A 12844-nucleotide genomic window follows, 5' to 3' on the forward strand; every position below is an offset into this window, starting at 1 on the left:
TTTTTCTATTGGAATTAAGTCCCGCTATAACCAGGGTTTTGTTGTCCCTCTAATGTGGCATCATTTGTTAAAGTACCTAGGTCTATTGGCCATAGTAATTTATGGTTTTGTCCTACGATATTATTCAAAACACCAACTAATGGTAGGTCTTTTCTGAATACTAAAGGATTTCCAGAAGCATCTTGCATACGACGTAAGTCATACCAGATTTTAGCTTCGGCTACAAATTCTTTTTGTCTTTCAGCAAAAATAGCCAATTCGTTTTGTTCGAATGAACCATTTACATATACTGGAGCAATTCCTCCACCACCAGCATAAGCACGGGTTCTGATTTGGTTAATTTCAGCAGATGGATCCTGACCTTGTTTGTTTTTAATCTCGGCTAACATTAGGATAGCTTCTGATAGGCGATACACTGGAAAATCATCGGAGAAAACACGCGCACCACTAACGATAGTTCCTATAAATTTACGTAAGTTAGTTGCATGAACTGTTCCTTTGTTGAAATTTAAGAAAGTAACATTGGCTCTGGTATCGGCTGCATCGTATTTTTGATACAATTCGTATTTGTATTCATAACGAATAATTGTTCCGCCTCCATTTACTTTTAAAGGATCACTGGAAGGAATGGCTACACCTTTGTCATCTACATAACCAGCTAGTGGATCTGTAATGGCATAAATAAATTGTCCATAATTATTAGTTGCTTCACCAAAACCATATCGTATGGCAAAAATGATTTCATTATTTCCTTTAATTGAGGATGCATCAGCTGAATTAAACACATTGGCAAAGCTTGGCTGTAAACTGTATTTTGGGATTACAGCTTCTACTGCTGCTCTGGCAATAGCCAAATCAGCGGCTGTAGTTGTAGGTGCGGCACCGTCAATTTTAACCTTTGCTGACCATAGGTAGATTTCAGCCTGTAACATCTGAGAAGCTGCCAAAGACCATTGTGCTTTTTGCATTTTGGTAGTGTAAACTCCTGCAAAATTAGTTACCGACTTGTTGATGTCTTCTTTGATAAAGTCTAAAGTTTCTTTTTCTGTTGCAGTACGCGGCAGATAAGCATCCGCTGCCGTTGTTGGTATATTTATTGCTACTTTGGGTTCTTTTGCTAATGGCACTCTGCCATAAGTACGATACAATTGAAAATAATAAAATGCTCTTAAACCGTAAGCCTGACCTAAATAATAACTTTTATCAGCATCAGCTAAATAATCTGCTTTTTCTACCTGATAAATAAAATTATTTACCTGAAATATCGCAGCATAAAATCCTGCCCAACTCGAGATGCCAGGAGATGATTCTCTTAAATCCTGACGAACGATAGATCCTGAGTTCAATGAAGCGGTTCCAGTAAAACTGGTACCATCTCTTAGTGTACCCCCTCTAAGTTCCCCTAAGTTAAATAATGTAAACTGAAAGCTTCTAAGTTGGTTGTGTAAGCCTACCATTGCTCCATCTACTTGAGATGGCGTTTTCCAAAAGGTTTTGGTAGTGTAATAATCTTCTGGAGCTAAATCCAGTTGGTCACAAGCATTAAACGTAATTGACAACGTCAATAATGCAATTCCTAATACTATCTTTTTCATATCTTTTTTTATAAAATAATTTGAACTCCAAAAACGAATGTACGTGGCAATGGATAACCTCCTGTAACAGCTGTTCCGTTACCTGTTGTCTCTGGAGAGAATAAAGTTGATTTACTGAAATATCCTAAATTTTGTCCTGTTAAAGTAAGTTTAAGCCCCTCTATTTTTACCTTTTTCAATATCTCGCTTGGTAAAGAGTAAGCTAAACTGATTTCACGGACAGACAAATAGTCTGCTTTATTATAAAACATGCTAGATGTTCTGAAAGTATTATTTTTAAACAATTGATCAGCCCAATAGTAAGTAGGGTATTTAGCATTTGGGTTTTCAGGAGACCAGGTATCAAATACTTCTTTAGTAGTATTGAATGTTCCTTGTGCATTACTTAAAAACCAGGATCTAGGTCCATCATATTGAACAAATCCCAAAGCGTAATCAAAACGAGAACTAAGTGAGAATCCTTTATATTTGGCATAAAAGCCAAAACCTCCGGTTACTCTAGGTACTGTACGCCCCATGTATTCTCTATCATAGGTGTTGATAACTCCATCTCCGTTTACATCTTTCCATTTTACGTCCCCTAAGGCGATTGGAAAATGCAAAGCTTTATCAGCCGTTGACATGGCGTTATATACATCAGGATGCACTAATGTTCTGGCACCAATTAAATCTTTTAATGTGAGTGCATAAGCATCTAATTCTTCGTTGGTTCTGATAATGCCTTCTGCAACATAAGCATAAGCTACGTTTGGATCCTGACCCTCTTGCAGACCACCAACCCAAATTAAATTACCGTTTTTATCATATACCTGACTTCCTCCAACTCTATTATTTTCTAAACCATTGTTAGGTAGTTTTAATATTTTATTAGTATTATAGGCTGCATTTGCAAAGAAATCTAATGAAAAATCATTTTTTTTGATTATTTTGTAATTTAATTCTGCTTCAAGACCTCTGTTTTGCATATTCCCTAAGTTTGTAGTAATTGATGTTAAACCTGAGGTAGCCGGAAGGCTAAAGCTTGAAATTTTGTCTTTTGTTTGTCTGTTGTAATAGGCAAGTGTAAGATCTAATCTATTGAATAAGCGGGTTTCTAAACCAAACTCATAAGTTGCTGAACGTTCCCATAATAAATCAGGGAAAGAAAGGTTTCCTAGTGCAAATCCCCCAACTCCATCGTATCTTGAAGAAGGATAAGAACCCTGTAATTGGTAAGCACCAATATTGCTAACATTTCCATTTTCACCATAACTGGCTCTTAATTTTAAGGTATTAACTATTTTTGAGTCGCTTAGGAAATTTTCTTTGTGCATATTCCAACCTACAGATACACCAGGGAAACTCCCCCAACGGTTGTTTAATAAAGTGGAATATCCATCACGTCTCACTTTAAAAGTCATTAAGTATTTTTCATCATAATCATAAGTAAGGCTAGAGAAAAATGATAAAATACGTTGACGTGTGTGATAGGTGTCAATAGACCTTCTGTCTCTTTCAATGCTGGTATATTGTAAATCCATAAAATCATCAGATGGAGCACCTGATCCAGAAGCCGACAATCCGTTTGAATAGATATCATAATATTCAGTACCAATCATTGCATCTATATGGTTTTTTCCAAGGAAATTAGTATTGAAATTTAAGGTACCATTATAGGTTTGACTAAATTCTCTTCCAAATGAGGCAGATGAGGAACGGGTTTTGTTGATGTTGTTAGGACTTGATAAGAAGTCTTTATTGAAAGCTTCATTAAAACCTTCATTGTAAAACCAATTGGCGCTAGTTCTAAAGTTTAAATTTTTTAATATATCCGCTTTAAAAGATTGAGTCAATGTAAATTTATCACTTTGGTTTCTGCGTATAAATTTGTCATCATTGACAGCAGGGTTACCATCTTGATAATCACGGCCTACTAATAATTCACCATTTGCATTAGTTCCTCTCATCGTTGGAGGCGCCCCTAAAGCACGGGTCAAATAATTACCTTCACCAGTAGTTTGAGCATCTCTCCATTTAGCCGTTGCAAAGTTCAAACCTGACGTAGAAGTCAACCATGATTTTATTTTGTAATCACCATTAAAAACAAAGGTAAGTCTTTTGTAAAATGTATTAATTGGTAAACCTTCTTCGTTATAAGAGCCAATACTTGCATAATAATTGCCTTTTTCATTCCCTCCAGTCATAGATAGATTGATGTCTTTAGTTATCCCCTGAGGTCTAAGAGCATACTTCTTGTAATTAAAATCTTTAAAGATAATTTCTTTATTGGTTCCATTAATGTCATAAGCACCAGCTGCGTTTGTTTTTACCGGATCTGTCATACTTTGCCAGCCTTGCTGTAATAATTCTTCATTAATTGAATTTCTAAACATAGGACTCCATACTGCAGCTGCATTTTTGTTGCCATCAATAATATTTCCATTTGCGTCTTTGTAAAGATTTCCAGTACCAAAAGGACCTGTAGAGTTTAGTTGTGAAAGGCGGCTAGGGTCATATTTACCTGAAGTTTCAATAGCTTTTCTGGACCAGTATATATAGTCTTGTGCATTAATAAAATCAAAAGGAATATTTAAGGTGTTGATACCCAGTTTGGCATTTACGGTGATGTTTGAAATGCCGGATTTACCTTTTTTGGTAGTAATCAAAATTACTCCATTGTTTGCTCTGGCACCATAAATAGCAGTTGCTGAGGCATCTTTTAAAACTTCAATAGAAGCGATGTCATCAGGATTGATTTCACTGAAACTGGCTCTTAAAAAACCATCAACCATTACTAATGGAGATCCGCTTCCATCGTAATTAGTACCCCCACGCAAAGTTATACTGGCAACTGCACCAGGACGTCCTGAAGCTTGTTGTACTCTTAAACCAGGAATGGTACCAGCCAAGGCTGAAGCAGGATTAGAACGTACTCCTGTTTCTAATACTTTGTTATCTAGTTTAGATACAGAACCCGTTATTTTTGATTTTTTTTGTGTCCCGTAACCAACGACTACAACTTCGTCTAAGTTTTCTCCACTTTCTTTTAAAATTACTTTAATTGTGGTTTTTCCAACAGATACTTCCTGTGTCTCCATCCCAATAAAAGAAATGATAAGTTTTGTAGCGTTATCGGGAACATTAATTGTAAATTCTCCGTTGAAATCTGTTTGAGCAAAAATATTAGTCCCTTTTACTGTTATATTAACTCCTGGTAAAGGATTTCCTCCAGTATCTGTAACGGTTCCTTTTATCTGTTTTTGTTGTACAACAGATATTACTATTTTATTTTCTATTGAGTTAATTCCCACAGTTGAATCTATAGCTAGCACTTGAGATGTGAAAGGTAAAAACAGTAGAGGAGTTAGTTTTGAAAATTTTCTTATTTCTGGTATGAGCCAAAAATCTTTCGGTTTGTTTTTTAAAATTAATTTCATGTTTTGTAGTGGTTTAAAGTTAGTATAAATATTTAATATGAATTATTTTAGGAATTTCATTTTTAGTGACAATACAAATTGTCTTGATGTATGTTTAAATGAAATAAAAAAATCTTTTTCCTTTTTATTGGTAGTTAATATTAGAATTACAGGTTTGTATTTATAGTGTAAAAAAATAATTGTTTAGTAATATTTTGTAAATATATAAAATATATTATTATGTACAACATTATTATTAAAATATTTTAATAATTGTTTTTTGTGTTGTTTTTCGTTTTTATCATTATTTGATTTTGACGAATGGTTTATTTGTTATTTAAAAAACAAAAAAATGCTAAATATAGACTCTTGGTTAGCTGTTGTTTGGAAGTTTGATTTGATTGAATTGAGAGTCTTCTTTTGAGAAAAAAAAGTGTGTTATTGAAAAAAAAGTTTTAAATAACGTTTTTTTTTTTTTTTAAGATTAAGGTAATTAGGTTTTTAGTTTTTTTTTTTTTTTTTGGAGTTTTATGTTACTTTTTTTGCTAGGGTTTATTATAATTGAAATTAAGATTAGGACATGGTATTTATTTCATTTATAGGGGGGTATTAATGAAATGACCTCATGTATATATTTAAATTTATTAAGAGGCTGTGTTGTAATTTAAAGTTTTGATTATAGTAGGATGTTGTTTTTAAATTATTGAGGAGTGATGTTTTTTATGTTTATTCGTTTAAGATGTTTGTATTTTAGTGTAGATTTTTATTATTAAATATAATCTTTAAAATGTTATTTAAGAAGTTGTAAAATGTAATTTATAGGATTTTTTTGGTTGGTTGTGTGTTTTTGTTAATTAATTAAGCTTTATTATTAAAAAAAAATAATATTGTGATTTATTTAATATTTAAACTCATTTAGCAGTGTAAAATATGGAATTATTATTTTTTTACTAGAAAATTATTTTTTTTAAAGGTTTTATATTTTATTTTTTTATTTCTCTGTATTTTTAATAGCGTGCTCGAGAACATTTTCTAGAGGTTTTGTTGTTAAATTAGAATTTAATATCTAGTTTCGTCTTAATTATGAACTTTTAAATTAAAAAAAATAAACTTGATTTACTTTAAATGAGTCTTTTGAAAGCTCATAAAAGTATAATCATTGAAGTTCTATTTTGATTATTTTTTTTAAAAATAAGTAGTTCTTGTTTTATTATTAATCAGTAAATAATTATATAATTATTTTAGAAAAATTCTTGAATATTCTCATTAAACTAAATAATGGCTTACACTTTTAAATATAAAAACATGAAAACCAAAATCTTTAATTTATTTTTAATTTTTTTAGTCTTTGCTGAAGTATCAGCTCAAATGATAAAAACCCCTAGTCCTAAACGACCTAAAGGACAAACAGATGTTTTGCGTCTGGCTACAACCCCCATCGCTAATGTGCGTATTGCCTTTGTTGGTTTAGGTATGCGTGGTCCAGGTGCAGTAGAACGTATGACACATATACCAGGAGTAGAGATTGTTGCACTTTGTGATATGTTAGAAGATAGAACGAAATCAGCAAATGAAATTCTTGTTAAAGCAGGACTTCCTAAAGCGAAAGAATTTTTTGGAGATGAAAATGCCTGGCGCAAAGTAACTGCGCTTCCTAATGTAGATCTTATTTATGTGGCTACCGATTGGAAACACCATGCACAAATTGGTGTTCAGGCCATGAAAGACGGTAAACATGTAGCTATTGAAGTACCTGGTGCTATGACAATGGATGAAATTTGGGATTTAATCAATACTTCTGAAAAAACACGAAAACACTGTATGCAATTAGAAAATTGTGTATATGACTTCTTTGAATTAACCACCTTAAATATGGTTCAACAAGGGTTATTGGGAGAAATTATGCATGCTGAAGGATCCTATATTCACGGACTTCAACCTTTTTGGGGAGAATATTGGAATAACTGGCGTATGGATTACAACAGAAAACATCGTGGAGACATATATGCTACTCACGGGATGGGACCTGCTTGTCAAGTATTAAATATTCATCGTGGGGATAAAATGAACTTTTTAGTTTCTATGGATACAAAAGCAGTGGGTAATCCCGCTTACATCAAAGAAAAAACTGGAGAAGAAGTTAAAGATTTTAGAAATGGTGATCATACTATGACCATGATTCGTACCGAAAATGGGAAGACAATTCATATTCAACATGATGTAACTTCTCCTCGTCCTTATAGTCGTATGTATCAGGTTAGTGGAACAAAAGGATTTGCAAATAAGTATCCAGTTGAAGGTTATGCTTTAGATTCAAAAGAGATAGGTTCGGATGTTGTTCCAAATCATGAAAATTTAACTGCCCACAGTTATGTTCCTGCAAATGTAAAAAAAGCTTTGATGGAAAAATACAAACATCCTATCGTGGTTGGAATAGAAGAAAAGGCCAAGAAAGTGGGAGGGCATGGTGGAATGGACTTTATAATGGATTACAGATTAATCTATTGTTTGCAAAATGGTCTTCCATTAGATATGGATGTGTACGACTTGGCTGAATGGTCTTGTCTTGCTCCTTTAACAGAAAAATCTCTTGATAACAATTCGGCTCCAGTTGAAATACCAGATTTTACTCGTGGAGGATGGAACAAACTAAAAGGATTAGAATTTTCTAAATAAAAATTCAATTCCAAAACTTTCATATAAAAGAGTGTGGTACATAACGAAATCACTCTCTTAGATTTAATAAAAAAAATGAAAATGAAAAAAATATTTTTAGCCCTTGTGTTTTTCTTGTTTATGTTGCCTACACTATTAGCGCAACAAAAACATAATTTTGCTATTGCCGATGGTAACTTTTTGTTAGATGGCAAACCAGTACAAATTCACTCAGGTGAAATGCATTATTCCCGAATTCCACAACCTTATTGGCGTCATCGTTTAAAAATGATGAAAGCCATGGGATTAAATGCGGTGGCTACTTATGTGTTTTGGAATTACCACGAAGTATCGCCTGGCGTTTGGGATTTTAAAACAGGAAATAAAAATGTGGCAGAATATATTAAAATTGCACAAGAAGAAGGTTTATTTGTAATCTTGCGTCCCGGACCATATGTATGTGCCGAATGGGAATTTGGTGGTTACCCTTGGTTTTTACAAAATGTTCCCAATATGGTAATTCGTGGTTTTAATACAGAATATTTGGCTGCTACTAAATCATACTTCACACAATTATACAATCAGGTTAAAGATTTACAAATTACCAAAGGAGGACCTATTATCATGGTTCAAGGGGAAAATGAATTTGGTTCTTATGTGGCACAACGTAAAGATATACCTTTAGATGAGCATAAAAAATATAGTGCTGCTGTGTTCCAACAATTGAAAGACATCGGTTTTGAAGTTCCATTCTTTACTTCTGACGGGAGCTGGTTATTCGAAGGAGGAGCATTACCGGGAGCATTACCTACAGCTAATGGCGAAGGAGATGTAGTAAAATTAAAAAAGGTAGTTGATCAGTTTAATAATGGAAAAGGACCTTACATGGTAGCTGAATTTTATCCAGGCTGGTTAGACCATTGGGCAGAACCGTTCCCGACACAAAAACCGGAGCAAACTGTTCGTCAGACTAAAAAATATTTAGACAACGGAGTTTCATTTAATTATTATATGGTTCATGGAGGGACTAATTTTGGATTCACTTCCGGAGCTAATTATGATAAGAATCATGATATTCAGCCTGATATGACTTCCTATGATTATGATGCGCCAATTAGTGAGGCAGGATGGGCAACTCCTAAATACAATGCCTTAAGAGAGTTATTAAAAACAACCGAAACGCCTGCGGTTCCTTCTAAGATGGAGGTGATTACAATACCCAAAATTTCTTTGACTACTGCTGTTGATTTAGCCGATTTAAAATCGGAAATAATTCCGGTAATAGAAGACAATCCTTTGACTTTTGAACAGTTGAACCAAGGAGATGGTTATGTTTGGTACAGTAAAAAATTCACGCAACCGATTAGTGGAAAATTAGAACTAAAAGGCTTACGTGATTATGCTATAGTGTATGTTAACGGAAAAAAAGTGGCCGAATTAAACAGATATTACAAAAAATACGACTGTGATATTGATATTCCTTTCAATGCAACTTTGGATATTGTTGTTGAAAATATGGGACGTATTAATTATGGATCTCAAATCAATGAAAATAACAAAGGAATTATTTCGCCTGTTATTATCAATGGAGAAACAATTACAGGAGAATGGGAAATGTACAAATTACCTATGAGTACCGAACCCAAATTGGCTAAAAATAAGAATACTGGAAAAATAAACCGTCCAACTTTATACCAAGGTTCATTTAATCTTTCTAAAACTGGAGATACCTTTTTAGATATGCGTGATTGGGGCAAAGGGATTGTTTTTGTAAATGGAATTAATATTGGACGCTATTGGAGTGTTGGTCCACAACAAACTTTATATCTACCGGGATGCTGGTTGAAAAAAGGTAAAAATACCATCATGATTTTTGAACAAAAAAATGATGTGTTACAAAATAAAGTTAGCAGTATTGATACACCTATTTTACAGGATTTAAGACCAGAAAAGGGACAATAAAAAGTGTGATTTTTCTTCTTCAAGGAGAACATAGTTTGCAATACAATGGTAATTAATGCTATTATTAATTCTAAATAGAGATTCATTAGTGTAAACAAAAAATAAAAGTATGAATAAAATTTGGAAAGCATTCTTTGTGTGTTTGATTACAAGTTTTGTATTTGCCCAAAAAAAGCCAAATATCATTTATATCTATGCCGATGACATGGGGTATGGAGAGTTGGGCAGTTATGGTCAGCAAAAAATAAAGACACCAAATTTAGATAAAATTGCAAAGGAAGGAATCAAATTTACGCAGCATTATGCCAGTGCGCCGGTTTGCGCACCTTCTCGTTGCATGCTAATGACAGGGAAAAACAGTGGACATTCCTATATTCGTGGTAATTACGAGTTAGGAGGATTTGAAGATGAGAATGAAGGAGGACAAATGCCATTGCCTGAAGGTACTTTTACTATTGCCAAGTTGATGAAACAGGCCGGTTATGTTACAGGAGCTATTGGTAAATGGGGGTTAGGAATGAGTAACACCACTGGTGATCCTAATAAGCAGGGGTTTGACTATTTCTATGGATATTTATGTCAGAAACAGGCACATAATTTTTACCCTACCCATCTTTGGGAAAATGGGAAACGGGTCATGTTGAATAATCCGTATATCCAAGTGCATAAACCTTTGGTAAAAGATGCTCCCAATACCGCTTTCGATTATTTCAAAGGGAAAGAGTATTCAGTAACAAAAATGGCTGAAAAAACATTTGAGTTCATCAAAGAAAACAGGAAGAAACCATTCTTTTTATACTTGCCTTACACAGGACCTCATGTTTCGCTTCAGGCGCCAGATGAAGCGGTAAAAGAATACATAGGTCAATTTGAAGAGAAACCCTACCGAGGTGAAAAAGGATACGCATCCTCACTTTATCCGAGGTCAACTTATGCTGCCATGATTACTTATATGGATAAACAGGTGGGAGAAATTATGAAATTATTGAAAGAACTCGGATTGGATGAAAACACTATAGTGATGTTCTCAAGTGATAACGGTGCTACATTTGATACGGGTGGTGCTGATATTAATTTTTTTAATAGTGTTGCAGGATTAAGAGGTAGAAAACAAGATCTATATGAGGGCGGAATCCGTGAGCCTTTTATTGCCCGCTGGCCAGGAAAAATTAAGGAAGGAATGGTAACGGATCATATCTCTGCCCAGTTTGATTTGATGGCGACCTTATCTGAAATAACTGGGGTGAAGGCATGGAACAATGATGGAATTTCGTTTTTACCAACTTTGTTGGGGAAGGATAATAAACAAAAGAAACACGATTACCTTTATTTTGAATTTCCGGAAAAAGGTGGTCAGGTGGCTGTTCGAATGGGAAATTGGAAAGGAGTTAAAAGCAATATGAAGGAGAATAAAAATGCTCCTTGGGAAATTTATAACCTTGAAAAGGATGAAAAAGAAACAACAGATGTTGCCTCCCAGAATCCAGAACTAGCAAAGAAGTTTGAAGAGATATTGAATAAAGAACACCAGTTGTCTCATATAAGGGATTGGGAATTTATAGAACCAAAATTTCCCGAAAATAAATAAAGCAATGCTGAGGTTATTTGCGGATTTCAAATATTAAAATTAGCAATGAATAAAATAAGAACTGTATTGATAGTATGTTTCATGACAAGCGTACTATTTGCCCAAAAGAAACCAAATGTTATATTCATTTTAACCGATGATTTGGGCTATGGAGACTTAAGTTGTTACGGAGCTACAAAAATAAGTACGCCTAATATAGATAAATTAGCCAAACAAGGTATTCGATTTACCAATGCGCATTCCACTTCGGCTACCTGCACACCATCCCGTTATGCTATAATGACAGGGCAATATCCTTGGCGAACAGCAGGAACCGGAATTTTACCTGGTGATGCAGCCTTGATAATTCCTATAGATAAACCGACATTACCCTCTTTGTTTCAAAAAGCAGGATATAAATCGGGTATAGTTGGGAAATGGCATTTGGGATTAGGGAATAGTTTAGAAAAAGAATGGAATGGAGAATTAAAACCAGGACCTAACGAAGTAGGATTTGATTATTCCTTTATTTTTCCAGCCACAGCGGATAGAGTTCCTTCCATATTTGTCGAAAATCATAAGGTTCTTGCGTTGGATTCTAATGATCCTATTCAGGTTGATTATGAAAAAAAGATTGGTAATGATCCTACAGGAAAAGAGCATCCTGAACTATTGAAAATGCAATCTTCTCCTAATCATGGACATGATAATACAATTGTAAACGGAATCGCACGTATTGGTTACATGACTGGCGGAAATAAAGCCAGATGGACTGATGAAGAAATGCCGCTTACATTTTTGTTTAAAGCAAAAGAATTTATTGAGACTAATAAAGACCAACCATTTTTTCTACATTACACACTAACAGAACCGCATGTACCACGTATGCCTTCTACAATGTTTAAGGGAAAAAGCGATTTAGGCTACCGAGGAGATGCCATATTACAATTAGATTGGACTGTTGGGGAAATTATGAAGCAATTAGAATCTCTTGGTATCGCAAAAAACACCATTATCATTTTTAGTAGCGATAATGGACCAGTTCTTAATGATGGTTATCAGGACGAGGCAGTCGAAAAATTAAATGGACATACGCCTGCAGGTGTTTTACGTGGTGGAAAATATAGTTTGTTTGAAGGAGGCACACGAGTTCCATTCTTGGTAAGTTGGCCAGGAAAAACAAAACAAAAAGTTTCTGATGCCTTAATTTCCCAGGTTGATTTGATGGCTTCTTTTTCAAAATTACTTAATGTAGAAATAGAAGGAAACACCGCTGTAGATAGTGAAAATATTTTGAATGCTCATCTTGGAAAAACTAACAAGGGACGTACTGTTCTTGTTGAACAGGGAATAGTGTCTTTAGCTATTGTAAAAGGCGATTGGAAATATATTGAGCCTAATAAAGGCCCAGCTTTAAATAAAGTTACCAACATAGAGCTAGGTAATAGTTTACAAGCACAGCTTTATGATTTGAAGAATGACATTGGAGAAAAAAATAATCTCGCAGATAAATATCCTGAACTAGTAGAAGAATTATCCGAAAATTTGCAAAAGATAAAAGCACGTACTAATAAAAAAAAATAAGTTTGATTTTTAAGGAAAAATATATAGATAATAGCAATAGAGTATAATTAAAAAGTACTATAGTTATTGGATAAAATGAAGTAATA

General features: G+C 34.0%; 6 protein-coding genes. 4 read left to right on the top strand and 2 right to left on the bottom strand.

From position 1 onward, the window contains the following. Positions 1–14: 14 nt before the first annotated feature. Together ACFPTQ_RS07970 and ACFPTQ_RS07975 are read right to left on the bottom strand one after the other, a co-directional pair. Entirely contained in the window at positions 15–1595 is a 1581-nt protein-coding gene (locus ACFPTQ_RS07970) for a RagB/SusD family nutrient uptake outer membrane protein (protein WP_379776063.1), read from the bottom strand. A gap of 8 nt (positions 1596–1603) precedes the next feature. Further along, on the bottom strand, positions 1604–5011 hold the full coding sequence (locus ACFPTQ_RS07975) for a SusC/RagA family TonB-linked outer membrane protein (RefSeq protein WP_379776066.1): 3408 nt from the start codon (positions 5009–5011) through the stop codon (positions 1604–1606). 1284 nt (positions 5012–6295) lie between these two features. Between ACFPTQ_RS07975 and ACFPTQ_RS07980 the strand changes: the two genes are divergently transcribed. The 4 genes from ACFPTQ_RS07980 (at position 6296) to ACFPTQ_RS07995 (ending at position 12758) form a co-directional block, all read left to right on the top strand. Continuing rightward, positions 6296–7666 carry a Gfo/Idh/MocA family protein gene (locus ACFPTQ_RS07980; protein WP_379776069.1) on the top strand — a complete coding sequence of 457 codons (1371 nt, stop codon included), beginning with the start codon at positions 6296–6298 and terminating at the stop codon, positions 7664–7666. An 81-nt stretch (positions 7667–7747) separates the two neighbouring features. Continuing rightward, positions 7748–9607 carry a glycoside hydrolase family 35 protein gene (locus ACFPTQ_RS07985; protein WP_379776072.1) on the top strand — a complete coding sequence of 620 codons (1860 nt, stop codon included), beginning with the start codon at positions 7748–7750 and terminating at the stop codon, positions 9605–9607. Between the two features lie 109 nt (positions 9608–9716). After that, positions 9717–11195 carry an arylsulfatase gene (locus tag ACFPTQ_RS07990; protein WP_379776075.1) on the top strand — a complete coding sequence of 493 codons (1479 nt, stop codon included), beginning with the start codon at positions 9717–9719 and terminating at the stop codon, positions 11193–11195. An 81-nt stretch (positions 11196–11276) separates the two neighbouring features. Next, complete coding sequence (locus ACFPTQ_RS07995; RefSeq protein ID WP_379776078.1) at positions 11277–12758, top strand: sulfatase family protein; 1482 nt, start codon at positions 11277–11279, stop codon at positions 12756–12758. Positions 12759–12844: the final 86 nt, after the last annotated feature.

Source organism: Flavobacterium sp. GCM10022190 (assembly GCF_042656445.1).
Taxonomy (GTDB): Bacteria; Bacteroidota; Bacteroidia; order Flavobacteriales; family Flavobacteriaceae; genus Flavobacterium; species Flavobacterium nitratireducens.